General features: G+C 35.2%; 24 protein-coding genes. 16 read left to right on the top strand and 8 right to left on the bottom strand.

The window, feature by feature from the left end; all coding sequences use genetic code 11:
- A protein-coding gene (locus tag MHH69_RS17190; protein ID WP_341361749.1) for an IS3 family transposase occupies positions 1–1,148 on the bottom strand; the annotation gives its coding sequence in 2 pieces (ribosomal slippage) (positions 1–875 and positions 875–1,148; 1,149 coding nt in all).
- 66 nt (positions 1,149–1,214) lie between these two features.
- Here MHH69_RS17190 and MHH69_RS17185 point away from each other — a divergent pair.
- Positions 1,215–1,391: a Ger(x)C family spore germination C-terminal domain-containing protein gene (locus MHH69_RS17185; RefSeq protein WP_341362823.1), complete on the top strand. Its 177-nt coding sequence runs from the start codon at positions 1,215–1,217 to the stop codon at positions 1,389–1,391.
- A gap of 145 nt (positions 1,392–1,536) precedes the next feature.
- On the opposite strand, the gene MHH69_RS17180 is transcribed toward MHH69_RS17185, so the two are convergent.
- Positions 1,537–2,307 (bottom strand): TSUP family transporter, encoded by a 771-nt coding sequence (locus tag MHH69_RS17180; RefSeq protein WP_341362822.1) that lies wholly within the window; start codon positions 2,305–2,307, stop codon positions 1,537–1,539.
- Between the two features lie 178 nt (positions 2,308–2,485).
- Here MHH69_RS17180 and MHH69_RS17175 point away from each other — a divergent pair, with 178 nt between their 5' ends.
- The 14 genes from MHH69_RS17175 (at position 2,486) to MHH69_RS17110 (ending at position 18,312) form a co-directional block, all read left to right on the top strand.
- Positions 2,486–2,833 carry a PadR family transcriptional regulator gene (locus tag MHH69_RS17175; RefSeq protein ID WP_341362821.1) on the top strand — a complete coding sequence of 116 codons (348 nt, stop codon included), beginning with the start codon at positions 2,486–2,488 and terminating at the stop codon, positions 2,831–2,833.
- Complete coding sequence (locus MHH69_RS17170; protein WP_341362820.1) at positions 2,820–3,815, top strand: HAAS signaling domain-containing protein; 996 nt, start codon at positions 2,820–2,822, stop codon at positions 3,813–3,815. The genes MHH69_RS17175 and MHH69_RS17170 overlap by 14 nt, the downstream gene beginning before the upstream one ends.
- A gap of 542 nt (positions 3,816–4,357) precedes the next feature.
- Positions 4,358–5,977 (top strand): peptide ABC transporter substrate-binding protein, encoded by a 1,620-nt coding sequence (locus MHH69_RS17165; protein WP_341362995.1) that lies wholly within the window; start codon positions 4,358–4,360, stop codon positions 5,975–5,977.
- 98 nt (positions 5,978–6,075) lie between these two features.
- On the top strand, positions 6,076–7,005 hold the full coding sequence (locus MHH69_RS17160; protein WP_341362819.1) for an ABC transporter permease: 930 nt from the start codon (positions 6,076–6,078) through the stop codon (positions 7,003–7,005).
- Positions 7,005–7,940 carry an ABC transporter permease gene (locus MHH69_RS17155; protein WP_341362818.1) on the top strand — a complete coding sequence of 312 codons (936 nt, stop codon included), beginning with the start codon at positions 7,005–7,007 and terminating at the stop codon, positions 7,938–7,940. The genes MHH69_RS17160 and MHH69_RS17155 overlap by 1 nt, the downstream gene beginning before the upstream one ends.
- Positions 7,941–7,955: 15 nt before the next feature.
- On the top strand, positions 7,956–9,011 hold the full coding sequence (locus MHH69_RS17150) for an ABC transporter ATP-binding protein (RefSeq protein WP_341362817.1): 1,056 nt from the start codon (positions 7,956–7,958) through the stop codon (positions 9,009–9,011).
- Positions 9,001–9,915 (top strand): ABC transporter ATP-binding protein, encoded by a 915-nt coding sequence (locus tag MHH69_RS17145; RefSeq protein ID WP_341362816.1) that lies wholly within the window; start codon positions 9,001–9,003, stop codon positions 9,913–9,915. The genes MHH69_RS17150 and MHH69_RS17145 overlap by 11 nt, the downstream gene beginning before the upstream one ends.
- Positions 9,916–10,485: 570 nt before the next feature.
- A complete protein-coding gene (locus MHH69_RS17140; protein WP_341362815.1) occupies positions 10,486–12,108 on the top strand; it encodes a peptide ABC transporter substrate-binding protein in 1,623 nt (540 codons plus the stop codon).
- 124 nt (positions 12,109–12,232) lie between these two features.
- Positions 12,233–13,162, top strand: a complete 930-nt coding sequence (locus MHH69_RS17135; RefSeq protein WP_341362814.1) for an ABC transporter permease — start codon at positions 12,233–12,235, stop codon at positions 13,160–13,162.
- Entirely contained in the window at positions 13,162–14,097 is a 936-nt protein-coding gene (locus MHH69_RS17130) for an ABC transporter permease (protein ID WP_341362813.1), read from the top strand. The genes MHH69_RS17135 and MHH69_RS17130 overlap by 1 nt, the downstream gene beginning before the upstream one ends.
- A gap of 15 nt (positions 14,098–14,112) precedes the next feature.
- Positions 14,113–15,171, top strand: a complete 1,059-nt coding sequence (locus MHH69_RS17125; RefSeq protein ID WP_341362812.1) for an ABC transporter ATP-binding protein — start codon at positions 14,113–14,115, stop codon at positions 15,169–15,171.
- Positions 15,161–16,069, top strand: coding sequence for an ABC transporter ATP-binding protein (locus MHH69_RS17120; RefSeq protein ID WP_341362811.1), 909 nt, complete (start codon positions 15,161–15,163; stop codon positions 16,067–16,069). Before MHH69_RS17125 ends, MHH69_RS17120 begins: the two co-directional genes overlap by 11 nt.
- Positions 16,070–16,429: 360 nt before the next feature.
- Entirely contained in the window at positions 16,430–17,500 is a 1,071-nt protein-coding gene (gene rsgA / locus MHH69_RS17115; RefSeq protein WP_341362810.1) for a ribosome small subunit-dependent GTPase A, read from the top strand.
- 203 nt (positions 17,501–17,703) lie between these two features.
- Positions 17,704–18,312 carry a DedA family protein gene (locus tag MHH69_RS17110; protein WP_122972144.1) on the top strand — a complete coding sequence of 203 codons (609 nt, stop codon included), beginning with the start codon at positions 17,704–17,706 and terminating at the stop codon, positions 18,310–18,312.
- Between the two features lie 40 nt (positions 18,313–18,352).
- Here the strand turns inward: MHH69_RS17110 and MHH69_RS17105 are convergent, their stop codons facing one another.
- A complete protein-coding gene (locus MHH69_RS17105) occupies positions 18,353–19,561 on the bottom strand; it encodes an MFS transporter (protein ID WP_122972143.1) in 1,209 nt (402 codons plus the stop codon).
- 428 nt (positions 19,562–19,989) lie between these two features.
- Between MHH69_RS17105 and MHH69_RS17100 the strand changes: the two genes are divergently transcribed.
- Positions 19,990–21,219, top strand: coding sequence for an MFS transporter (locus tag MHH69_RS17100; RefSeq protein WP_341362809.1), 1,230 nt, complete (start codon positions 19,990–19,992; stop codon positions 21,217–21,219).
- A 55-nt stretch (positions 21,220–21,274) separates the two neighbouring features.
- Here MHH69_RS17100 and MHH69_RS17095 read toward each other — a convergent pair whose 3' ends face one another.
- The 5 genes from MHH69_RS17095 to MHH69_RS17075 all read right to left on the bottom strand — a co-directional run bounded on the left by MHH69_RS17095 (position 21,275) and on the right by MHH69_RS17075 (position 25,914).
- Complete coding sequence (locus tag MHH69_RS17095) at positions 21,275–22,459, bottom strand: NAD(P)/FAD-dependent oxidoreductase (protein ID WP_122972141.1); 1,185 nt, start codon at positions 22,457–22,459, stop codon at positions 21,275–21,277.
- Between the two features lie 37 nt (positions 22,460–22,496).
- Complete coding sequence (locus MHH69_RS17090; protein WP_122972140.1) at positions 22,497–22,919, bottom strand: DUF1641 domain-containing protein; 423 nt, start codon at positions 22,917–22,919, stop codon at positions 22,497–22,499.
- Between the two features lie 401 nt (positions 22,920–23,320).
- On the bottom strand, positions 23,321–23,836 hold the full coding sequence (locus MHH69_RS17085) for an isoprenylcysteine carboxyl methyltransferase family protein (protein WP_241559312.1): 516 nt from the start codon (positions 23,834–23,836) through the stop codon (positions 23,321–23,323).
- Between the two features lie 55 nt (positions 23,837–23,891).
- Positions 23,892–24,974, bottom strand: a complete 1,083-nt coding sequence (locus tag MHH69_RS17080; protein WP_341362808.1) for a type III polyketide synthase — start codon at positions 24,972–24,974, stop codon at positions 23,892–23,894.
- Positions 24,975–25,149: 175 nt separating this feature from the next.
- Positions 25,150–25,914, bottom strand: a complete 765-nt coding sequence (locus MHH69_RS17075) for a MerR family transcriptional regulator (protein ID WP_341362807.1) — start codon at positions 25,912–25,914, stop codon at positions 25,150–25,152.
- Between the last annotated feature and the right edge of the window lie 58 nt (positions 25,915–25,972).

The following is a 25,972-nucleotide window of genomic DNA, read 5'->3' as shown; positions in this document are numbered from 1 at the left end:
CTACTTTACAGTTAGTTGACGGTATTTAACCGGCGATTGGCTGTTTAGTTTCGTTTGAATACGGATATTGTTATAATATTTTATATAGTTTTCGACGATTTGGATCACATGCGCATTCGTTGTGCGATTGATTCCGTCGAGATAGAACGTTTCAGACTTTAGCGAGGAGTGAAACGTTTCAATTGGAGAATTATCAGCGGGCGTGCCTTTACGAGACATGCTCATGGTAATTCTTTTTTCTTTTACTGCCTTTTGATAGTCATAGGACGTATATACAGAACCTTGATCGCTATGCAGGATACAGCCTTCAGGTAATTCTGGTAGCTGATTTAATGTATCTAAAACAAACTCTGTATCTTGAGTAAATCCGATTGTACGCGCTACAATCTCGCCATTAAAGACATCTAGAATACTTGAAAGATACATCATTGATTGACCAAAAGGCAAGTAGGTAATATCTGTTACTAACTTTTCAAATGGTGCTTCCGCTGTAAATTCACGATTTAATAAATTCGGTGCGACGTATGCTGGTTGTCCAGTGCGTTTACGTTTCTTCACTTTTACTCGACACTGCCAACCATATTTTTGCATTACTTTTTGTACTGTATTTTCACTTATCGGTTCTCCATAAATGCTTGTGATTTTTCGGTATCCGTATCGATATTTATGAAGTTTACACAACTCACCAATTCTCTTATCCCGAATGTCTTTCTTTGTTTCAACGTTATTATTCTTTTTCCAACGATAATAAGATGATCTACCTACCCCCAAGTGGTCACAGATTTCGCCAATTGTCATGACTTCTTTTAGTTCTTCTACCAATTGCACAACTATTCTTGGTACCACTTCCTTTCCCATTCTGCGTACTTTTTTAAAACTTCAATTTGTTGCTTTAAATAACGGTTCTCAGCCTTTAATTTAGCTGTTTCATTTTCATATTCTGGTCCTTTACCATAGGTATATTGCTTTCCAACTGGCTGTTCAAGGCGATGAAGTTCTCCATTTCGATACCACTTCATCCACGTTTTTAGTTGTGTATAATTTCGAATATTCAATTCTTCTAAAACTTGATTAACAGGTATTCCTGCTAATCTCATTTCGATTGCTTTCATTTTAATTTCTACTGGATAACTAACTCTTGTTCCCATAGAAAAAACACCTCCACGTTGGATTTATAGGTTTAATACCCGTTTTTCAACGAAAGGTGTTTTTATTTGTCTCATTTTTTTAAGTCAGTGCGAGGTTTAGGGGGACGAGTAAGAGCTTTTTATCCAAAGTATTGGGATGAAAATGTAAAAACAGATGAGAAATGGGCAGAAGTTTATAAAAAAATGACAATTAAAGTGAATGTAAAATATCGTATTAAACATGCGGGGATGCAATGGGAATAGATGATATTAACATAACAAATTGAAAAGTAACTAGATAATACGAGAAAATTCACTGTTCCACTTTATGTACCTTGAATATTTGGTTCCGTATTAGAAGGGAATTGAAAAAAATCGAGATTGCCTAATAGCAGTCTCGATTTTTTTGTCAATTAGCGAAATAATCATATGTATTTTTAGTAAGCAAAAGAACAGTTACAACGATAAAGAGTATACGTACATATCCACTGCCTTGTTTAATGGCAAATTTAGAACCACAAATGGCGCCAATAATTTGAGCAATTCCCATAACTAGACCGTAGGCAAAATTAATCTGCCCTAAGAATAGGAACATTACAAGGGCACCGATATTACTAGCGAAATTTAGTAGCTTTGAATTTCCTGCCGCTTTTAAAAAGTCAAAACCAATTAAAAGAAATGCGAAAATGAGAAAAGATCCTGTTCCAGGACCTAAAAATCCATCATAAAACCCAATCGCGGCTACTAGGAATATAAAGCCTATGTATTTTTTAGGGGAAAGTTTTTTATAGGTTGAAATACTACCCCAATCTTTTTTAAAGAAAGTATAGATAGCAACTGCGGCTAACATGACAAGCATTAATGGTTTTAAAACATTGGGATCCATTAAATGGACCGTCCATGCTCCAAACATCGATGCAATAAATACAATAGGAAATATTTTTGCTATAGGTTTTAAGTCAATATTTCCTGAACGATAAAAAGTAATTGTACTCGTTAAAGAACCTAAAGTACCAGCCAATTTATTTGTTGCCACTGCAGCTGATGGGCTTAGTCCTGTAAACATTAGGGCTGGTAGTGAAATGATTCCCCCACCACCAACTACTGAATCAATAAAGGCGGCTAAAAATCCAAAAAGAAATAAAATGACAATGAGTGATAAATCTAAATCAAATAGCATGAACTAAACCTTCTTTCTCTTTACAACAGAAATCGTATAAGAAAATCAAGAGGAAGTAAATAGCTAAACGTTCAAAATTTCTAAAACATTTCCAAAAATTGAAATAATAATGTTCGCGTTATAATACAGTATCATATATACTGTATGTTACATAGTATAAGAGGGAGGAGGTGTTCCGTTGAACAATATACTGGATTCATTAAGCACAGAATTAAGAAGAGGTACATTGACTTTGGCCGTTTTAAGTCAATTGCAAACGCAGCAGTATGGTTATTCGTTAGTCCAGTTACTGGAAGACTCGGGGATAACAATTGAACAAAGTACGTTATATCCATTACTTCGTCGATTAGAAAAACAGGAACTTGTTGAAAGCAGTTGGGACACGACAGAATCAAGACCAAGGAAATATTATATATTAACAGATTACGGGTTGAAAATTTATAAGGAATTAAAAGAAGAGTGGCTGACGAATTCTAAACAATTGTATAAATTGCTGAAAGGGGATGGTTTAAATGAATTTGATTGATAGTTACATTCATGAAGTAACGCGAAGGTTACCTCAAAAAAGTCGTGAAGATATTGGGCTAGAGTTAAAATCTACTATAGAAGATATGCTACCACTGGAATATACGGAAAAGGATGTAAAACAAGTATTGCAACAACTGGGGAATCCGGTTTCTTTAGCAAGTAGTTATAATGACAGACCAATGCATCTTATCGGTCCAAAGTATTTTGATTTATATGTTTCATTTTTGAAAATGATTGTTCCTATTGCAGCTGTAATTGCGTTTATTTCCGTAGCAGCTATTCAAATTATTGAGTTTGAACAAGGGGAAACGGTTTTGACAACCGGTTTAAATATTTTAACTCAAAGTATTTGGAACATTGTTAGCATCTTTATTCAAGTATTCTTTTGGCTAACATTAATTTTTGCTATAGTGGAGCGGATCGATGGGATAAAGGATAATCAGCCCCGTACGATGAGTCTCAATGAATGGACGCCAGACGACTTAAAAAATATACCTTTTATTCCAAAGAAGAGAGCTATTTCAAAGAGGCATGTATTCGGTAGTTTACTTTGGACTGCTATTTGGGGAACGTTCTACTTTTATGCAAGTCATTTAGTAGGGGTATATGAAAAAACGGATGACGGTCTTACCTTTATAATGCCTTCCTTGAACCAAACTATTTTAAACTCGTATTGGCCATTAATAGTACTTGTTATTGGAATGGAGATTGGGTTAGCACTTTATCAGTTATTTAAGGGGCAATGGACGAAGAAGGTTGCTATTTTTAATGTTTTACGTGAAGTGATTGGGGTTGTTACTTTAATTATTGTTATAATCAATCCTAACTTATTCAACCATGAATTTTTAACATATCTGGCAAATATTTTTGATATTTCAAGTGAAAAAGTAAGACAATTTATTGTCATGGCAATTATGTTAGTACCTTTGTTCTCCATTTGGAATTGCGTGGATGGTTTTAGAAAAGCAAATAGTCGTTAAAAAAACGGGATGTCTTAATTATTTAAGACATCTTTTTTATTTTTAAAAGGGATTGATTCCGTACTAAAATAAATCATTACATTTCTTTTTGACTAGTTTTGTTCCATTTACACTAAATACTTTTTCTTAATAAAGTGCTAAAAATTTTTAAAAAAATGTATTTTTCTTAATAAAACATTTCTTTAGTACTAATTTACATTATTTTACATAAACAAGGTAAATAATGCGGCTGTATTAATTGAATGAATATTCTGAAATTAGAATGAAAACCCCTATTTAATCGTATGTTTTAAAGAATTTGCTTTTTAAGATATAGTTTTATTTCTTGTTTATATTTTCAATTCAAAGTAATAGCTAGGAAAAGTGTTTAAATAATCACGATTATATTAGAATAGTGATTTATCTAAATTTTCCTAGAAAAATGAATTTTTAGTTTATTTATAAAAAAATCTTTGCTATGATGTTTATGTTAATCCTATTATCTGAAAATAGGGAATAAACAAAAAAGGGGGATTCTCGTGAAAAAACGAAATCTATTTTTAATGCTGATGTTACTAGCTTTAACTCTAGTATTAGCGGCTTGTAACTTCGGTTCTGAAAAAGAATCTACAGATGATACAAAAGAAGGAGCTTCTGAAGAGGGCGGTTCAAAAGAGCTAAACTTAGTCATTCCATCAGAACCACCTTCATTACATCCACAATTAGCAACAGATAGTACTTCGAATGCGATTTTACAAAACGTGTTTGAAGGTTTAACAACTGTTAAAGATGGTGAAGTTGTCGAGGCAGCTGCAGAAAAGATTGACGTAAGTGATGATCAATTAACTTATACATTCACTTTAAAAGATGCAAAATGGTCAAATGGTGACCCTGTTACTGCTGAAGATTTCGAATATGCTTGGAAATTTGCTTTAGATCCTAAAAATGCATCTGAATATGCATCAATTCTTTACCCAATTAAAGGTGCACAAGCTTATAACCTTGGTGAAGGTTCAGTAGAAGATTTAGGAATTAAAGTAGTAGATGAAAAAACTTTAGAAGTTACTTTAGAAAACCCAACTCCATATTTCTTAGAGTTAACTGCGTTTAAAACATACTATCCAATTCACAAAGCAACTGCAGAAGCAAATGATACTTGGTATGCAGAAGCTGGTGATTCTTATGTAACAAACGGTCCATTCAAATTAACGGACTGGCAACATAGTGGTTCTATTACTTTAGAGAAAAACGAAAACTATTGGGATGTTGATAATGTTGCTTTAGATAAAGTTAACATTTCAATGGTTGAATCTGAAACAACTGCTTCAACAATGTTTGACGCTGGTGAAATTGACTGGTTAGGTTCACCGTTCCAAACAATTGGATTAGATGTAATCGATCGTTATAAAGAAGAAGGAATTTTAAAAATTTCCGATTATGCTGCTATCTATGTGTATAAATTTAATACAACAGAAGGACCAACAGCGAATGCAAACATCCGTAAAGCATTAACACTTGCGATTGACCGTCAAGGTTTAATTGATAACGTTACAAAAGGGGAACAAACTCCTGCATTAGGTATGGTTCCTTCAGCGGTTAAAGGTTTTGAAGAAGATCGTGGCTATATGAAAGATAATGATATTGAAGAAGCGAAAAAAGCATTAGATGCAGGTTTAAAAGAACTTGGTCTATCTGATCCAAGCGAACTTAAACTAAGCCTTTCATTTAATACAAGTGAAGCTCACGCAGCTATTGCTCAATTCATTCAAGAAGGTTGGCGTACAAATCTAGGTATCGATGTAACTCTTGATAACTCAGAGTGGCAAGTATACTTAGATAAAGTATCTAACTTAGATTACAATATCGCTCGTATGGGTTGGATTGCTGACTACAACGATGCTTACACATTCTTAGAAATGTACAATTCTGCAGAAAATGGTAACAACGATACTGGTTGGGAAAATGCAGAGTATACTCAGTTACTTGAACAATCTAATACTGAAACAGATCCTGCTAAACGTCTTGAATTGTTAAAACAGGCTGAAAGTATTATCATGGCTGAAACTCCAGTTGCACCAATTTATTACTACACAAATCTTTCAGTGAAGAAAGACTATGTTAAGAATATGGAACAAGATTCACTTGGTAACATGTATCTAAAATATGTAGATGTTGAAAAATAATCTATTTAAATTAGGAAAAGGTTACTAACATTTGAGGCTGCTTTCTATCGAGTAATCGATTCAGAGCAGCCTTTTAATATGAAAAGGAGGGGAAAACAATGCTGCGATATATTTTTAAGCGATTAATTTATATACTTATTGCTTTATTTATTATCGTTTCAGCTACATTCTTTTTAATGAAATTAGCACCTGGTAGTCCGTTTGCTAGCGAACGGGATTTTCCGCCGGAAATAGAGGCCCAATTAAACGCAAAATATGGATTAGATAATCCTTGGTATGTTCAATATAAAGATTATTTAGTAGATACGATTAGCTTTGATTTTGGTGAATCGATGAAATATAAAGGTCGTTCTACAAATGATATTATTTCAGAAAGTTTCCCTATTTCATTAACATTGGGAATTGAAGCAATGATCTTATCAATCGGTTTAGGTGTTTTACTTGGGGTAATTGCAGCGCTATATCATAACCGTTGGCCGGATTATTTAGCGACAACCATTGCAGTTTTAGGTATTTCAGTACCTTCATTTATATTAGCTGGTTTAATGCAATATTTTTTAGCGTATAAGTTAGGCCTCTTCCCGGTAAGCGGATGGAAAGGGTTTATTTATAGTGTTTTACCGGCCTTTGCCATTGCCATTACTCATGCAGGTTTCATTGCGAAACTTATAAGATCAAGCATGCTTGAACAAGGAAATAGTGATTATGTAAAAATGGCGCGTGCAAAAGGTCTTGGAAAATGGACAACGGTATTCCGACATACGTTAAGAAATGCATTGCTACCAGTTGTTACATATTTGGGACCCCTTACAGCTGGAGTTGTAACGGGAAGCTTTATTATTGAACAAATTTTTGCTATCCCAGGATTAGGAAGACACTTCGTAACGAGTATTACAAACCGTGATTATACAGTTATTATGGGGACAACCGTTTTCTATTCTATTATTCTATTATTTGCTGTTTTAATCGTTGATATTTTATACAGTGTAATTGATCCGCGGATAAAGCTGAAAGGAGCGAAAAAGTAATGGCACAAAACAACCAATTATTTGAACAAATTTCACCGGATAAGTTTAAAATTGTCGGTGGCCGTTCGGATGAAAGTGAAAAATTAGCTGATAAATCCGTGTCCTTTTGGAAAGAAGTAGTGCTTCGATTTTCTCAAAATAAATTAGCGATTTTCGGGATAATAGCGTTAGTCATTATTACGTTATTAGCTATATTTGTACCTATTTTTTCACCTTATAGTTACCGTGAACAATTAGGGGTTTATAATGCAGCGCCATCAGCTGCCCATTGGTTCGGTACAGATGATTTAGGACGAGACATTTTCGTTCGTGTATGGCAAGGGGCACGTATTTCCTTATTTATCGGAATTACTGCCGCAATTATTGACTTAATTATTGGTGTATTATGGGGAAGTATTTCCGGGCTAGCTGGCGGAAGACTGGACAACATTATGATGCGTATTGCCGATGTTTTATCTGCAGTTCCATATTTGCTAGTCGTTATTATTTTACTAGTTGTACTTCAACCAGGTTTACTACCAATGATTATCGCGTTATCGATTACAGGTTGGATTAATATGGCCCGTATCGTTCGCGGTGAAGTATTATCAATTAAAAATCAAGAATATGTATTAGCTGCCCGTACCCTTGGAGCGAATACTTGGCATTTAATTAAAAGACATCTTGTACCTAATGCATTAGGGGCCATTTTAGTTACGATGACTTTAACGATCCCGTCAGCTATTTTCACAGAATCATTTTTAAGTTACTTAGGCTTAGGTGTTCCTGCACCAATGGCAAGTTGGGGAACGATGGCCTCCGAAGGGAATAAGGCATTAACTTCAGCGCCGTGGCGACTGTTCTTTCCAGCGTTCTTTATTTCATTGACAATTTTCGCATTCAATGCTGTTGGGGACGGATTACGAGATGCACTAGATCCAAAATTACGTAAATAGAAGAAGGTGAAAAGGATGACAAAAAAGTTACTAGAAGTAAAGGACTTAAAAATAAATTTTAAAACGTATGCGGGGGTAGTACAAGCAGTTCGGGGAGTAAGTTTTGAATTGTACGAAGGTGAAACGTTAGCCATCGTTGGAGAGTCTGGATCAGGGAAAAGTGTCACAAGTAATGCGATTATGAAGCTCATTCCGCAGCCTCCGGGTATATATGCTGGTGGACAAATATTATTAGATGGCCGGGACTTAATACCATTATCTGAAAAGGAAATGTCAAAGGTTCGAGGAAATGATATTGCGATGATTTTCCAAGATCCGATGACAGCTCTAAACCCTACAATGAGAGTGGGAAGACAAATTACAGAAGTGATTTTAAAGCATAAAAAGATTTCGGGTTCTGAGGCGAAGGATAGAGCGTTGAAATTGTTAGAGTTAGTAGGAATTCCAATGCCAGAGAAACGTTTCCGTCAATATCCCCATGAGTTTAGTGGTGGGATGCGCCAGCGGGTTGTCATTGCCATTGCGTTAGCGGCGGATCCAAAATTATTGATCGCCGATGAGCCAACAACAGCCCTTGATGTAACGATTCAAGCCCAAATTTTAGAATTAATGAAGGATATTCAAAAGAAAAGTAAAACATCGATTATTTTCATTACCCACGATTTAGGTGTTGTAGCTAATGTGGCGGATAGGGTAGCCGTTATGTATGCCGGGCAGATTGTTGAGTACGGAACAGTAAATGATATTTTCTATAATCCGAAACATCCATATACGTGGGGTCTATTAGGTTCAATGCCAGACTTGAAAAACAACGTGAAAGAAGAATTACGTACAATTCCAGGTTCACCACCGGACTTAATTCATCCACCACAAGGAGATGCTTTTGCGCCGCGTAATGAATTTGCGATGGCGATTGATTATGAAATGGAACCGCCGATGTTCCAAGTTTCCGAGACTCATTATGCAAAAACATGGTTATTACATCCGGACGCTCCAAAAATACCTGTTCCGGAAGAAATTGCTCGTAGAATAGAAGGGTATTTAAAGGAGGAACAAGATCATGGTAAATAAGTTGCTTGAAGTAAAAAACTTAAAACAGTATTTTGGTTCTTCTAATAATCCGATAAAGGCTGTAGATGGTATTAGCTTTGATATATATGAAGGGGAAACTTTAGGGTTAGTTGGTGAATCAGGATGCGGTAAATCTACAACGGGGAGATCTATTATCCGTCTTTACGATATAACAGATGGTGAAATTTTATTTAAAGGTAAAAATATCCACGAAGGAAAATCTCGTAAAGAGTTAAAAGAATTTAACCGAGAGATGCAAATGATTTTCCAAGATCCATACGCTTCATTAAACCCTCGTATGACAGCCGGGGAAGTAATTAGTGAAGGCTTCGACATTCATGGTCTTTATAAAGATAAAAATGAGCGACGAGAGCATATTGGAAATTTATTAGAGGCAGTCGGTTTAAATCGAGAGCATGCGAACCGTTATGCCCATGAGTTTTCTGGTGGTCAACGTCAACGTATTGGAATTGCACGGGCATTAAGTTTAAATCCGAGCTTTATCATTGCCGATGAACCGATTTCTGCTCTAGATGTATCGATTCAAGCACAAGTCGTCAACTTATTGAAAAGATTACAAAAGGAACGTAACTTAACGTACTTATTTATCGCCCATGATTTATCGATGGTGAAGTACATAAGTGATCGTATCGCGGTAATGTATAGAGGGAAAATTGTAGAGCTTGGAGAATCAGATGAGATTTACAATAATCCAATCCATCCATATACAAAGTCGTTACTTTCCGCTGTACCGCTACCAGATCCGCTAACAGAAAGAGTACGTGAAAGAATTCCGTATGTCCATGAGGAAACAGATGAATCTGCAAAACTTCGTGAAGTCCTTCCAAAACATTTTGTTTATGGAACGGAAAGTCAAATAAATAAATGGAATAAAAGACAATAGTGGAAAAAGCTTTTAAAGAATATAGAAGGAAAAAATCATTCCTTTCGTGTTATATGTATGGAAACATACATTGCCAAAGAGGAATGATTTTTTTATGTTTTTTTCAATAGAAAAAAGACTATGATGGGCAAATTTACTTAATAGCGTTAAATTGTATAGGTTAATTTTAATTGAAAAGAAAATAGTATTAAAGACATCCTTATTTGAGAGAAAATTACTAGAGTTGAAGGTTAAAAAAATCGCTGATAGATAGTAGAAAATTATTATTATTCTGATAATTTATTATCAAAAATTTGAATGATTCATTATATTCAGAAAACAATAATAACTATTATAATTGTAATATTCTGAATTATTCGAGACAGAAAATGGTAAAAAAAGAAGAAAAAACAATGTTTACAGAGAATTTTTTAATAATTATTTAGAAAAATAAAATTTTTGTTTATTTAACAATAATTTTTTGTTAATATAATATTTATTGAAGCGCATATTTTCTGAAAAATGAAAATTACTAGGCAAAGTTTACTGAAAAATGGGAAATATATTACTAGTCAGTTAGGAGGAATTTTTATGAAGAAAAATAGTTTTCTACTATTATCAATGTTATTAGCTCTATCTTTAGTATTAGCAGCTTGTAACTTTGGAGGTTCTGAAGAAAACAGTGGTAGTGAATCAGAAGAAAAAGAACTAAATTTAGTCATTGCATCTGAGCCACCTTCATTACATCCACAATTAGCAACAGATAGTACTTCAAACGCAATTTTACAAAACGTATTTGAAGGTTTAACGACTATCAAAGACGGTGAAGTTGTCGAGGCAGCTGCAGAAAAAATTGACGTAAGTGATGATCAATTAACTTATACATTCACTTTACGTGATGCAAAATGGTCAAATGGTGATCCTGTTACTGCCGAAGATTTTGAATACGCTTGGAAATTTGCATTAAACCCAGAAAATGCATCAGAGTATGCTTCAATACTTTACCCAATTAAAGGGGCACAAGCTTATAACCTTGGACAAGGTTCAGTAGAAGATTTAGGAATTAAAGTAGTAGATGAAAAAACTTTAGAAGTTACTTTAGAAAACCCAACTCCATATTTCTTAGAGTTAACGGCTTTCAAAACATATTACCCAATTCATAAAGCAACTGCAGAAGCTAACGAAACTTGGTATGCAGAAGCTGGTGATTCTTATGTAACAAACGGTCCATTTAAATTAACGGACTGGCAACATAGTGGTTCAATCACTTTAGAGAAAAATGAATCTTATTGGGATGCTAAAAATGTTGCATTGAGCAAAGTTAATATCTCAATGGTTGAAAATGAAGCAACTGCTTCAACAATGTTTGACGCTGGTGAAATTGATTTCTTAGGTTCACCATTCCAAACAGTTGGATTAGATGTAATCGATCGTTATAAAGAAGAAGGAATCTTAAACATTTCAAATTATGCTTCTATTTATGAGTATAAATTTAATACAACAGAAGGACCAACAGCTAACGCGAACATCCGTAAAGCGTTAACACTTGCGATTGACCGTCAAGGTTTAATCGATAACGTTACAAAAGGGGAACAAACTCCTGCATTAGGTATGGTTCCTACGGCAATTAAAGGATTCGAAGAAGATCGAGGTTACTTCAAAGACAATGATATTGAAGAAGCGAAAAAAGCATTAGATGCAGGTTTAAAAGAACTTGGTTTATCTGATCCAAGTGAACTTAAACTAAGCCTTTCATTTAATACAAGTGAAGCTCACGCAGCTATTGCTCAATTCATTCAAGAAGGTTGGCGTTCAAATCTAGGTATTGATGTAACTCTTGATAACTCAGAGTGGCAAGTATACTTAGATAAAGTATCTAACTTAGATTACAATATCGCTCGTATGGGTTGGATTGCTGACTACAACGATGCTTACACATTCTTAGAAATGTACAATTCTGCGGAAAATGGTAACAATGATACAGGTTGGGAAAATGCGGAGTATACAAAATTACTTGAACAGTCTAATACTGAAACAGATCCTGCTAAACGTCTTGAATTGTTGAAACAGGCTGAAAGTATTATCATGGCTGAAACTCCAGTTGCACCAATTTATTACTACACAAATCTTTCAGTGAAGAAAGACTACGTTAAAAATATGCAACTAGATGCACTTGGTAACATGTATCTTAAATATGTAGATATTGAAAAATAATCAATATTTTTTAAAGTTACTATTTACTATGTAATAGTACTTAGGCTGCTTAATTCGAATATCGATGAAAAGCAGCCTTTTGTACCTTTTTTATTTTCAACTATCCTAAAAGGAGGGGACATATTTGCTAAAGTATATTTTAAAAAGATTAGTATATATCTTAATCGCGCTATATATTATCGTAACTGCAACATTTTTCTTAATGCAACTTGCTCCGGGTAGTCCGTTTGCAAGTGAACGTGATTTCCCACCAGAAATTGAAGAACAACTGAATGCGAAATATGGATTAGATAATCCTTGGTACATTCAATATAAGGATTATTTAATCGATACTGTGACGTTTGATTTCGGAGAATCAATGAAATATAAGGGTCGCTCAACGAACGATATGATCTCAGAAAGTTTCCCTATTTCATTAACATTGGGAATTGAAGCCATGATCTTATCAATTGGTTTAGGGGTTTTACTAGGAGTAATTGCAGCTCTTTACCATAACCGTTGGCCGGATTATTTAGCGACAACCATTGCAGTTTTAGGTATTTCGGTACCTTCGTTTATATTAGCTGGTTTAATGCAATATTTTTTAGCGTATAAATTAGGCATGTTCCCTGTAAGTGGATGGAAAGGGTTTATTTATAGTATTTTACCTGCCTTTGCCATTGCCATTACCCATGCAGGTTTCATTGCAAAGCTGACTCGCTCAAGTATGTTGGAGCAAAATAGCAGTGATTATGTGAAAATGGCACGTGCTAAAGGTCTTGGAAAATGGACAACGGTATTTAAACATACATTACGAAATGCTTTATTACCGGTTGTTACTTACTTAGGACCGTTAACAGCTGGGGTTGTAACAGGTAGTTTCATTATTGAACAAATCTTTGCTATCCCAGGATTAGGAAGACACTTCGTAACGAGTATTACAAACCGTGACTATACAGTCATTATGGGTACTACTGTCTTCTATTCTATTATTCTATTATTCGCTGTTTTAATCGTTGATATTTTATACAGTGTAATTGATCCACGAATTAAATTGAAAGGAGCGAAAAAATAATGGCACAAAACAATCAATCTTTTGAACAAATTTCACCGGATAAGTTTAAAATTGTCGGTGGTCGTTCGGATGAAAATGAAAAATTAGCTGATAAATCCGTGTCCTTTTGGAAAGAAGTAGTGCTTCGCTTCTCTCAAAATAAATTAGCGATTTTTGGATTAATTGCGCTAGTTGTTATTACGTTACTAGCGATTTTCGTACCAATTTTCTCTCCTTATAGTTACCGGGAACAATTAGGCATTTATAACGCAGCACCGTCAGCTGCCCATTGGTTCGGTACAGATGATTTAGGACGAGATATTTTCGTTCGTGTATGGCAAGGGGCACGTATTTCCTTATTTATCGGGATTACTGCTGCGATTATTGACTTAATTATTGGTGTGTTATGGGGAAGTATTTCGGGTCTAGCAGGTGGAAGATTAGACAACATTATGATGCGTATCGCCGATGTTTTATCTGCAGTTCCATATTTACTAGTCGTTATTATTTTACTAGTTGTACTTCAACCAGGTTTACTACCAATGATTATCGCGTTATCGATTACAGGTTGGATTAATATGGCTCGTATCGTGCGTGGTGAAGTATTATCAATTAAAAACCAAGAGTACGTTTTGGCTGCGAGAACATTAGGAGCTAATACAGGACATTTAATTATGCGTCATTTAGTGCCGAATGCACTTGGTGCGATTTTAGTTACAATGACTTTAACGATTCCGTCAGCTATTTTCACAGAATCCTTTTTAAGTTACTTAGGTTTAGGTGTTCCTGCACCAATGGCGAGTTGGGGAACAATGGCCTCCGAAGGGAATAAGGCATTAACTTCAGCGCTATGGCGACTGTTCTTCCCAGCGTTCTTTATTTCATTAACAATTTTCGCATTCAATGCTGTTGGGGACGGATTACGAGATGCACTAGATCCAAAATTACGTAAATAGAAGAAGGTGAAAAGGATGAGAAAAAAATTGTTAGAAGTTAATGATTTGAAAATTAACTTCAAAACATATGCAGGAATTGTACAAGCTGTTCGTGGGGTTAGCTTTGAACTGTATGAGGGTGAAACGTTAGCCATCGTTGGAGAATCAGGTTCAGGGAAAAGTGTAACGAGTAACTCTATTATGAAATTAATTCCTCAACCGCCTGGTATTTATGCTGGTGGACAAATATTATTTGATGGCCGCGACTTAGTTCCATTGTCTGAGAAAGAAATGGCAAAAGTTCGAGGAAATGATATTGCGATGATTTTCCAAGATCCAATGACGGCTTTAAATCCGACAATGCGAGTAGGACGACAAATTACGGAAGTTATTTTGAAACATAATAAAGATGTTTCAAAGGCTGAAGCAAAAGAGCGAGCGATTAAATTGTTAGAGCTAGTTGGGATTCCAATGCCAGAAAAACGTTTCCGCCAATATCCCCATGAGTTTAGTGGTGGGATGCGCCAGCGGGTTGTCATTGCCATTGCGTTAGCGGCGGATCCAAAATTATTGATTGCCGATGAGCCAACAACAGCTCTTGATGTAACGATTCAAGCTCAAATTTTAGAATTAATGAAGGATATTCAAAAGAAAAGTAATACATCAATTATTTTCATTACCCACGATCTAGGTGTTGTAGCTAATGTTGCAGACCGAGTTGCCGTTATGTATGCAGGGCAGATCGTTGAGTACGGAACAGTAAATGATATTTTCTATAATCCGAAACATCCATATACGTGGGGTCTATTAGGTTCAATGCCAGACTTGAAAAACAACGTGAAAGAAGAATTACGTACAATTCCAGGTTCACCACCGGACTTAATTCATCCACCACAAGGAGATGCTTTTGCGCCGCGTAATGAATTTGCGATGGCGATTGATTATGAAATGGAACCGCCGATGTTCCAAGTATCCGAGACTCATTATGCAAAAACATGGTTATTACATCCGGACGCTCCAAAGGTTCCGGTTCCAGAAGCAATTCAACAGAGAATTGAAGGCTATTTAAAGGAGGCTGAAGAGAGTGGCAAATAAGTTATTAGAAGTAAAAAACTTAAAACAATATTTCGGTTCTTCAGCTAACCCTATTAAAGCGGTTGATGGTATTAGTTTTGACGTGTATGAAGGGGAAACCCTTGGTCTAGTAGGGGAATCTGGTTGTGGGAAATCTACTACAGGTCGCTCAATTATTCGTCTGTATGATATTACGGATGGTGAAATTTTATTTAAAGGTAAAAATATTCACGCAGCGAAATCTCGTAAAGAGTTAAAAGAATTTAACCGAGAGATGCAAATGATTTTCCAAGATCCATACGCTTCATTAAACCCTCGTATGACAGCCGGGGAAGCGATTAGTGAAGGTTTCGACATTCATGGTCTTTATAAAGATAAAAAAGAACGTCGTGAACATATTGGAAATTTATTAGAGGCAGTTGGTTTAAACCGAGAACATGCAAATCGTTATGCCCATGAGTTTTCTGGTGGTCAACGTCAACGTATTGGGATTGCACGGGCATTAAGTTTAAATCCAAGTTTTATCATTGCCGATGAACCGATATCCGCTCTGGACGTATCGATTCAAGCACAAGTCGTCAACTTATTGAAAAAATTACAAAAGGAACGTAACTTAACGTACTTATTTATCGCCCATGATTTATCGATGGTGAAGTACATAAGTGATCGTATCGCAGTAATGTATAGAGGGAAAATTGTAGAGCTTGGAGAAGCGAATGAAATTTACAATAATCCAATCCATCCATATACAAAATCATTACTTTCAGCGGTACCCCTTCCGGATCCGTTAACGGAGAGAAAGCGTCAAAGAATTCCATACGTACATGAAGAAACAGACGAACAATTAAGTGTTCATGAAGTATTACCTGGCCATTTTGTACTTGGCTCTGATAGTCAAATTAAAAAATGGAGTAAGTAAACATTTTCGAAAGGGACATTCTCGTAAAGAGATGTCCCTTTCTTTATTAGGTAGCTAATTGGTATACCAACATTAAATTGACATTTTTTGAAAATCGGAATATAATAAACAGAATAATAAGAAAAGAGAGGTGAAGTATCATGGCAACTGTATATGCGATTGTTCAAAAGCGATTTGGTTTGTCTAATTTCACTCACCTCAATAATGGATATTAAAGATCCTTGCCTATTAGGCTTGGAAGTATTTTAATTTACCTCTTGAACGTGATGAACCCTTATGACTGCCAAATCGCAGCTCATAAGGGTTTTTAATTTACTGCGGAAAATAACCGCTAAATTATCATTTTAGGAGGTCCATCCATTGAATTTAAAATCTTTAGGTTTTACAACATTTTTTGAAGAACAATATACGTCTTTTTTAAAAGAAGAAAAATATAAAAACTGTGTTCCTGCCCGCGTTCTTTTAGAGCATAAACATTCCTATCGGGTATTGTCAGAGCAAGGGGAGTGGTTATCAACAGTAGCAGGACATTTTGTTTACGAGTCCTTTTCACAAGCAGATTTCCCTGCGGTAGGAGACTGGGTGTTAGTGGAAAAAATGGATGGTGAGGAAAGAGGGATCATCCATAAAATTTTTAAACGGAAGTCACAGTTTTCACGGAAAATTGCCGGAAGAAAAGTGGAAGAACAAATTGTAGCATCGAACGTTGATATTGTATTTCTAGTTATGAGTTTGAATGCGGATTTCAACATTCGGCGATTAGAGCGGTATTTAATAGCGGCTTGGGATTCCGGTGCCACTCCTGTCATCGTTTTAACGAAAGCGGATCTATGTGAAGATGTTGACGATTATTTAAGGGAAACAGAGTCTATTGCAATAGGTGTTGATATATTTGTTACGAGCTCTTATACGGGTGAAGGAATAGAACAAATCCGAGCATTTTTTAATGAAGGGGTAACAGGTGCTTTGCTTGGTTCCTCTGGTGCAGGAAAATCTACTTTAATGAATGCTTTATATGGTGAGGATATTATGAAAGTATCCGGTATTCGGGAAGATGATGCAAAGGGAAGACATACAACAACTCACAGGGAGCTAGTATTTTTACCTGGCTGTGGGTGTTTGATTGATACACCAGGAATGAGAGAGTTGCAGTTATGGGATCAAGGTGAGAGCTTAGCATCAAGTTTTCAAGATATTGAAGAGCTATCAATTAGTTGTCGTTATCGAGATTGTACCCATAAAAAAGAACCGGGTTGTGCGGTCGTCCAGGCCATTGATAACGGTGATTTAGAATTTTCCAGATTGCAAAGTTATTTTAAACTCCAAAAGGAATTAGCCTTTATGGAAAGAAAGACAAATACACAAGAAAAATTAGCTGAAAAGAGAAAATGGAAGCAAATCTCGAAAGGGCTTAAGAAAAAGTATAAGTAATTTTTATCCCTTTTCTTAGGAACCATTTTCCTTCTATAAAGTCATATACAATAAAGCCAATGTAGTTTTCGTTGGCTTTTTTCATTTTATTTCACGAATGTCTTAAAGAAAATTTGAATAGGGTTGTATAATAGAGTAGCATTATATTGGAAATAAGATAATAAATGAAAGAAAAAATATGAAAGAATATAAGGAGAGTATGAATGGAAAATTGGATTACTACGGTGATGGAGGAATTTGGATACATAGGTGTTTTCTTATTAATCATGTTAGAAAATTTATTTCCTCCAATACCGTCAGAAGTTATCTTAACCTTTGGTGGGTTTATGACGACACAAACGGATTTATCCGTCTTTGGAGTTGTTGTCGCATCTACGATTGGTTCAGTAGTAGGGGCTATTATTCTTTATGGAATAGGTGCCCTTGTCGGTATTAAAAGAATTGAACGGTTTGTGGATAGATGGGGGAAAGTTCTACGTCTCACTAGTAAAGATATTCATAAAGCGAATTCTTGGTTTGAAAAGTATGATGTATGGACTGTATTTTTCTGCCGCTTTATTCCTTTAATTCGTAGTTTAATTTCATTACCAGCTGGATTAGCTAAAATGAACTTTTTTACATTCCTACTACTTACAACGTTAGGTACATTAATTTGGAATTTGGTTTTAGTTAACATAGGTGCTGCTGTGGGAGAATCGTGGGAAACGATTGTTCACTACATGGACATCTATTCCAATATTGCGTATGCGGTCCTTGCGATTATTTTCATTGTTGTGGTCGTTCGATTTTATCAAAAAAAGATGCGAAGTTAAAAGTATGGAGGCACCTTATGAAAGGATGCCTCCATATTTTTTATGCTGTTTTTTCGACTTTATCTTTCGGTAAGAAGAATGCAACAATTAGCAGTATAGGTAAGACGGAAACGATTTGAATTGTCGTTTCAATCCCAATCTTATCGAGTAAAAAGCCGATAACGACAGCACCAATTGCGCCCATTCCAAAGGCAAATCCCGTTGTAAGTCCAGCCATCGTCCCAATTTTACTTGGAACTAATTCTTGGGCATATACAACTGTAACGGAGAAACTAATCATAATAAGCGTACCGATAATAATTAAGAAAATAAGAACAACCCAAATCGGCATATATGGTAATAGTAAACAGAAAGGAAGGGGTCCTACTACCGAAAGAATGATCACGTTTTTTCTACCGATACGGTCAGAAAGTGACCCTCCAAAAAAAGTACCTAATACACCAAAAGCCATAAAAATAAAAATAAACACTTGTCCGGTTTTTAAATTTAAATCATAATGATCCATTAAGTAAAAGACATAAAAGTTCGTAATGTTCGTTGTGTAAAAAGAGCGAGCAAAAATAATGGTAAGTAATAAACCTAACGCAATCCCAACTTGTTTTTTAGTTAAAGGCGGTAATGAGGAAATTAATATTTTCTTTTTCTTTTGTTGTGATTTTTCTGCCTCTAATTGGCGTATATACCATCTAGATATTTGGAGAAGAAGGGCAATTCCAATGGTTGCTAAAAGCAGTACAATGGCTGCTCCATGCTGACCGTAAACATCTAAAATAAAAGCACTAATTAAAGGGGCAAGGGCTTGTCCGGAATTTCCGCCTACTTGATAAATCGACTGGGCCAGACCCCGTTTATTTCCAGCTGACATAAAGGATACCCGTGAGCCTTCGGGATGAAATACAGCTGAACCAAAACCTAAAAATAGGACGGAAATTAAAATAAGCCAGTAACTTTCTGCCAATACAAGGAGTAATAAGCCGACGAAGGCACTCATCATCCCAATAGGTAATGCAAAGGGCATTGGTTTTTTATCACTAACGAATCCTACTACAGGTTGTAAAGCAGAGGAGAACATATTTAAAACAAAGGAAATAATGCCCAACTCAGTAAAGGATAAACCTAAATCCCGTTCAAGTAATGGAAACATAGCTGGAACAACGGATTGCATCGTATCATTGATTAGATGGGCTACTCCAATTGCAATCATAACTGGATAGATTGGATTATTTAAAGCTGCTTTTGTATCACTCATTGTTTATTCACACCTTCATATTTGACTCGTATTTACAATTATACCCCTCTCATCTTATTTTCATATAGATATTTATAGTTTTGGAAAATATTATGCTATAATGGGCTTACTTAAAGGAATGGAGGGTTTTCAAAATGCAATCAGTTAGACTACGTTTCCAAAATTCGAACCGTTAATGCAATACGTTCAAACCTCAATGAATTTGTGGGGTAAATGGAATTGGTCTAACTTAAATCGAGTAACTTATTCAATTTTTCATATAAACGGAATCCTTAGAATAAGTATGAGCGACTGACATTTTGTTAATCAATAGCCATTTACTAAATTTGAAATTTCCACCTGTATTTTGGTTTCTGACTCGTATAGTAATTAACGTTTCTAAGCGATTTGAAAAAACAAAATCAATTAGAAAAGGATGTAATATCTAAATGAATCAAAAAGAACAGGTTACCAATGAAAAGTGGAAGAAAAACATTACGCTCTTTTTAGGGAGTCAAACGATATCGTTATTCGGTTCTTCCCTTGTACAATATGCCATCATGTGGTATATCACATTAACAACTCAGTCGGGAATTATGATGACGATTTCGATTATATGCGGATTTGTTCCTACTTTTTTCCTTGCACCTTTTGCAGGAGTGTGGGCAGATCGATTTAATCGTAAATATTTAATTATGATTGCGGATTCAATGATTGCCATTTCAACGTTAATTTTAGCCATCTTGTTTTTAAATGGTTATAATTCGATGTGGTTATTGTTTGTTATGTATGCAATACGAGCGATAGGCACAGGAATACAAACACCTGCTGTTGGCGCCATTTTGCCTCAAATCGTACCGGAAGAAAAACTGACAAAAGTAAACGGAGCAAATGGTAGTATACAAGCTTTTGTTATGTTGTTATCACCGATGATTAGTGCTGGACTATTGTCAGTGACTACATTAGAGATGATATTCTTTATCGATGTGATTACAGCTGCTATAGCAGTACTAACGTTACTATTCTTTTTGAAAATTCCCCTTCATGCAAAGGCAATGGAAACACAAAAAGTTGGGTATTTTAATGACTTTAAAGAAGGTTTAAACTACATTAATCAGCATGCATTTTTAAAGAAATTTTTTATGTTTTTTGCCTTTTTCTTTGTGTTAGCTGCACCTGCCTCATTTTTAACACCATTACAGGTAACGCGAACCTTTGGAGCGAATGAATGGCATTTATCTGCTATTGAGGTTGCCTTCTCTATTGGAATGATAGTGGGTGGGATTGTAATAGCTTCTTGGGGAGGATTTAAAAACAAAACCCATACGATGGCTTTATCCGCCTTTGTTTTTGGTCTTTGTACATTGCTATTAGGAATTGTTCCAGTATTTTGGATTTACTTAATATTTATGGGAATCATTGGATTGATAATGCCGTTGTTTAATACGCCGGCAACTGTCTTACTTCAAGAAAAGGTTGAACCGGATTTCTTAGGCAGAGTTTTTGGTGTATTAACGATGATCTCAACTTCTATGATGCCTTTGGGAATGTTAGTATTTGGACCGATTGCGGATATAATTGCGATTGAATGGCTTTTAATTGGTACAGGAATATTAATTTTCATATTAAGTTTCTTCTTATTAGGAAGCAAAGTTTTATTAGAAGCAGGAAAAAATTAAATGAATATACAAAAAAGAAGATTTCGTTTAATACGAAATCTTCTTTTTTGTTTAATTAATATGCTAAACCGTATAATGCTTTAATATGTGCTAAGTAACGAACGTGACTTGCTTCTTTCATTAATGAAGCAGGAAGACCTTTTAATGGAATATTGTTACCACCAACTGTTGCTACACCATCTTTGCGTCCAAGGCTAGCAAGAGTACCGGAGTTAACAGGATTAAATACTTCTAGTTTTTGACCTTCGATTGTTGCATATAAATTGTAACCAGCAGTTTCACCCATTTGCCATGCAATTTGTGCTGTAGGTGCGAATAGTGGACGACCACCATCTGCTGGTAAAGCAACAGAAGCATCACCTACAACAAATACTTCTGGATGAGAAGTAGATTGTAAGTATTCGTTAATGATCGCTTTACCACGGTCACATGCTAAACCTGATTCTTGAACTAGAGGAAGAGCAGCAACTCCACCTGTCCAAATGAATGTGTTTGCTTCGATAACCGTACCGTCTTTTAATGAAATTTTGTTACCTTCAACACCAGTAACAGGAAGGCCAGTTAAGAATTCAACACCACGAGCTGATAAGCTTTCAGTAGCGCGTTGGATTAAGTCATCCGGAAGTACTGGTAAGATTTTCGGACCTGCTTCAACTAGCTTAATGTTTAGATCTTTAAAGTCGATACCGTATTTTCTAGCAACTTTAGGGAAGTTATCAACGATTTCACCAACTAATTCAACACCAGTTAAACCGCCACCGCCGATCACGATAGTTGCATCTGCAGGATTTTTGGATTTAGCATAAGCAGCAATTTTACTTTCGATATGTTTGTTGATGCGATTAGCATCATCAACAGATTTTAATACCATGCTGTTTTCTTCTAATCCAGGAATTCCGAAGAAACCAGTTTGGCTACCAAGGGCAACAACTAGGTTGTCGTATGATAAGACAGAACCATCTGCTAAATAAACTTCTTTATTGGCAACTGAGAATGATTTCACTTCTTGGATAACTACGTTAACATCTTTATCTTTAAATAGTTTAGTTAATGGGAATGAAATTGCAGGTTCTGAAATTGTACCACCTGCAAGACGGTGTAATTCTGTAATCAATTGATGAGTTGGATATTTATTTACTACAGTAACTTTTGCTTCATCTTTATTTAAATATTTACGTAATGTTAGAGCAGTTAGTAATCCACCATAACCTGCACCTAAGATGACGATTTCTTTTGACATGATTAATCCTCCGTCCATACTATTGTTTAAAAGTGAACTATTCTTGAGATTTACGTTCTGCTTGGATTTCTAAAAAGGCATTGGCGAAACGGAAAAGTTTTTGAGCTTCTGGATCTTTCATTAATTTTAATAACCCAAATATACCGATGTTTTCGTTCGTTGCATCTGCACGATCTTTCGCTTCGATTGCCGTTGCAGCAAGAGTTTTAACCGAACCGATAACAGGCTCTGACATTTCTTTAATAGCATTTACAGTATCGCTCTTTAAGACTTCATCAGTTGCAACTAATTGAGCAAAGTCATAAGCTTTTGTTAATAGAGTAACAACCTCAGTTAACTTTGGTAATTGTTCAACTAAAGTCGTTAACGATTCTTGAACTTCAGGTTTTAATAATTGATCAAGTAAATCTTGTTTTCCTTGGCTTACTGCTTGTTGAGCTTGAGTCAATTCTTCTGACATATCCAATTCTCCTTTACATTTTGCATTTTATGCATTTTGTTAGTTAGAAAAAGTTTGAAAATCATTTCACATATAGTCACACATTAATAGAAATCCAACTATTATTTCCACGATGTGAAATTTGTATCATCGTATATCATGATAGTATAAATATGTTTTAAATCATAGTTCTTTCTAAAAAATGTAGTTGGAATGGAACAATTATGAATTTTTTTCTAAGAAAAGTAATTACTAAGAAGTATATTCAAAATGAAAATTTATTTATAAATATTAAATTGGTAAAATGGGTGTGAATAAGTCACTATGTGTGCTGTATAGTTTGCATTATACGACTTTTCCCATGGAATTTCTAATAAATATATATTATTTATGATTATTACATGATATAGTCCATAAAAAATTTAACATTCATTAGATGAATCATTTGGAACCGAAGACGATACTTTCCTATTAAAAGTTTTACTATAGTTGGTTGCTTCTATTAATGCCTTTTCTTCGGTAGGAATACGTATCGATAGCATAATAAAATTCAAAATCGTAAAACAAACAGCTGTAAAATAAGCTTGAAACATTAAGGGAAGAAGTAAAATTTCCGTACATACGACGAGATAATTTGGATGTCGAACAAATAAATAAGGTCCTTTTTTAACTACTTTGGCTGATGGAAGAATAATGATTTTCGTATTCCAAAAAGGTCCAAGGGAAATTAAACACCAAATTCTTAAAGCTTGGACTAGTAAAAAGACGATAAAAAGTAATAAAAACCACGGTGATATGGTACGTTCAAATAGGATGACTTCACCAATTAAACTAATAAAAAAACTAACGTGGAGGGCAATCATAAATGGATAATGGGAACCTCCCACTTCGTAGGCACCGGCCGATAACATTTTTTTCTCATTTCTTTTAGCAACCATCACTTCAATAATTCTTTGTAGAATGACAATCGAAACAAATAGTAAAAAGAACAAGTTAATCCCTCCATTGAAGTAATACTGCTTCTCCGCTAAAGCCAGGTCCAAGGGCAACTAATAAGCCAAAAGCATCTGATTTTGTTTCTTTTAGCATAAATTGTTCCAATACATAATGGACAGTAGGAGAAGACATATTTCCATTTTTCTGAAGAACTTCCCGAGAAATAGCAGTATGTTGTTCTGTCATGTTTAACGTTTGTTCATAAGCCTTTAATACTTTTTTTCCACCAGGATGAGCGACAAGATATTCTAGTTGTTCCTTTGACAACTGTTGTTCCTGTAAAAAGTCATCAATAAATGGTCCCAACCATTTACTTATAATAGAAGGAATATCTCTCGAGAAGATAACGTGTAACCCATCATTTTTTAAATCCCATCCCATCACATCCTCAGAATTAGGCATCCATTTTGAAGCCGTATTTAAAATATAGGGCACCATTTTATTCGTTTTTACGAACGCTTCATCACCACATACTAAAAGGCAAGCGACACCATCAGCGAAAAGGGATGCCCCAACTAAATTACTTTTTGAATAATCATTTTGTTGAAAGGTTAAACTACAAAGCTCAACACAAACGACGAGTACTTTTTCCTTTGGATGGGCTAAACAATAGTCATAAGCACGACTTAAACCGGATGCTCCACCGGCACAGCCTAATCCCCATATCGGTAATCGTTTTATGCGATCTGAAAAGTTTAGCTTATTCATTATTCTTGCATCAATACTAGGTGTGGAAATACCCGTACTGGATACAAAAATAATGGCATCAATATCGGGTGGCGTAAGGGGGTGTGTTAAAAATTGGGTGTTTTGAAGACAAGATTCAATGGCCTTTATACTATATTCAGTCGCTAACTGAATATATAAATCATTTCGCTCTTCAAAGGTGTGTTTTGTTCGGTGCCACTCTAATGGAACAGAGAAATGGCGTTGTTTTATCTCTCCATTTTCGAATACTTTCAATAACCGATCGAGTTGCGGTATTTTATCTCGAAAAAGTTCTTTAGTAAGTTGTTCTATATTGACTTGTTCTAATGTATAGGGTGGATTATATGTACTAACAGAAGCAATTTTTGGCATACTGAATCTCCTTTTTAATAATAGTCTTTCCATAGGAAAATCAAATATGCAAAATGAATGGGATATTCAACTTTATAAAAATTTCGTTTCATTCTATATTTGTGCAAAAAAATGGGTGCCAACAATGGATTGACACCCGTGTGCTCGTGGTTTTTTATTACTTCAAACGATTGATTTATTTTTGTTGTTTGATGAAATGGACAATAGCGTCTCGTAAAAATTCGGTTCCACCATCAACGACTTTATCGTAATAAGCTTTGAAACGTTCGTCCGCAACATACATTTCCGCTAATCCGATATGGGCTTCTTTAGAGTAAGAAGGCCATGTAAAGGTTAACCACTCTTTATGTTTTTTTGCGAGCTCATTTGCTAATGGCGAGGTTGGCTCATTTGTTGCGAAAGCTTTCGGAAGAAGTTCAAGAATTTCTTCTCCTAATCGAGTCATCGCATCATAATCTTCCTTTGACATATTTTTAAACTTGGCATTGGAATTTTCCACGACATCGTTACCATATTTTTGACGTATCTCATCACCATATTGTTGTTCATTTTCTGCAATTAATTGATCTTTGAACGCTTCAAACTTTTCATCATTTTGCATAATAATTTCTCCTTTCTCGTGAGCAATCGTTTTCTTAACGGTCTCGATTAATTTATCCAGGCGAGCACGTTTTTGTACAAGTTCCTTGTAATGGCGCTGTAATGCTTCTGTTTGATTGAAGTTTGGATTATTCATTATAGTAGTAATCGTTTCTAAATCGACATCTAATTCTCGAAAGAAAAGAATTTGTTGTAGACGATCTACTTCTTTTTGTCCGTAAATTCGGTAGCCTGAACTATTTACTCTTGCTGGTTTAAGCAAATTTATTTCATCGTAATAACGCAATGTTCGAGCACTAACATTCGCTAATTTTGCTAATTTACTAATGGTGTACTCCACTTTTATCCCCCCTGTTAACATCATCATAAAGGTTGACGTAACGAGAATGTCAACAAAA

It is taken from the genome of Ureibacillus sp. FSL E2-3493 (genome assembly GCF_038077515.1).
Taxonomy (GTDB): Bacteria; Bacillota; Bacilli; order Bacillales_A; family Planococcaceae; genus Ureibacillus; species Ureibacillus halotolerans.
This window is presented reverse-complemented; position numbering and strand designations above follow the sequence as displayed.

Excerpts from the sequence above, each read along its gene's own strand:
- MHH69_RS17180 (WP_341362822.1), bottom strand. The coding sequence starts at position 2,307 with ATGCTATTTGATTTAGATTTATCACTCATTGTCATTTTATTTCTTTTT.
- MHH69_RS17170 (WP_341362820.1), top strand. The coding sequence starts at position 2,820 with ATGAATTTGATTGATAGTTACATTCATGAAGTAACGCGAAGGTTACCT.
- MHH69_RS17165 (WP_341362995.1), top strand. The coding sequence starts at position 4,358 with ATGCTGATGTTACTAGCTTTAACTCTAGTATTAGCGGCTTGTAACTTC.
- MHH69_RS17160 (WP_341362819.1), top strand. The coding sequence starts at position 6,076 with ATGCTGCGATATATTTTTAAGCGATTAATTTATATACTTATTGCTTTA.
- MHH69_RS17155 (WP_341362818.1), top strand. The coding sequence starts at position 7,005 with ATGGCACAAAACAACCAATTATTTGAACAAATTTCACCGGATAAGTTT.
- MHH69_RS17150 (WP_341362817.1), top strand. The coding sequence starts at position 7,956 with ATGACAAAAAAGTTACTAGAAGTAAAGGACTTAAAAATAAATTTTAAA.
- MHH69_RS17145 (WP_341362816.1), top strand. The coding sequence starts at position 9,001 with ATGGTAAATAAGTTGCTTGAAGTAAAAAACTTAAAACAGTATTTTGGT.
- MHH69_RS17140 (WP_341362815.1), top strand. The coding sequence starts at position 10,486 with ATGAAGAAAAATAGTTTTCTACTATTATCAATGTTATTAGCTCTATCT.
- MHH69_RS17130 (WP_341362813.1), top strand. The coding sequence starts at position 13,162 with ATGGCACAAAACAATCAATCTTTTGAACAAATTTCACCGGATAAGTTT.
- MHH69_RS17125 (WP_341362812.1), top strand. The coding sequence starts at position 14,113 with ATGAGAAAAAAATTGTTAGAAGTTAATGATTTGAAAATTAACTTCAAA.
- MHH69_RS17110 (WP_122972144.1), top strand. The coding sequence starts at position 17,704 with ATGGAAAATTGGATTACTACGGTGATGGAGGAATTTGGATACATAGGT.
- MHH69_RS17105 (WP_122972143.1), bottom strand. The coding sequence starts at position 19,561 with ATGAGTGATACAAAAGCAGCTTTAAATAATCCAATCTATCCAGTTATG.
- MHH69_RS17100 (WP_341362809.1), top strand. The coding sequence starts at position 19,990 with ATGAATCAAAAAGAACAGGTTACCAATGAAAAGTGGAAGAAAAACATT.
- MHH69_RS17095 (WP_122972141.1), bottom strand. The coding sequence starts at position 22,459 with ATGTCAAAAGAAATCGTCATCTTAGGTGCAGGTTATGGTGGATTACTA.
- MHH69_RS17090 (WP_122972140.1), bottom strand. The coding sequence starts at position 22,919 with ATGTCAGAAGAATTGACTCAAGCTCAACAAGCAGTAAGCCAAGGAAAA.
- MHH69_RS17085 (WP_241559312.1), bottom strand. The coding sequence starts at position 23,836 with ATGGTTGCTAAAAGAAATGAGAAAAAAATGTTATCGGCCGGTGCCTAC.
- MHH69_RS17080 (WP_341362808.1), bottom strand. The coding sequence starts at position 24,974 with ATGCCAAAAATTGCTTCTGTTAGTACATATAATCCACCCTATACATTA.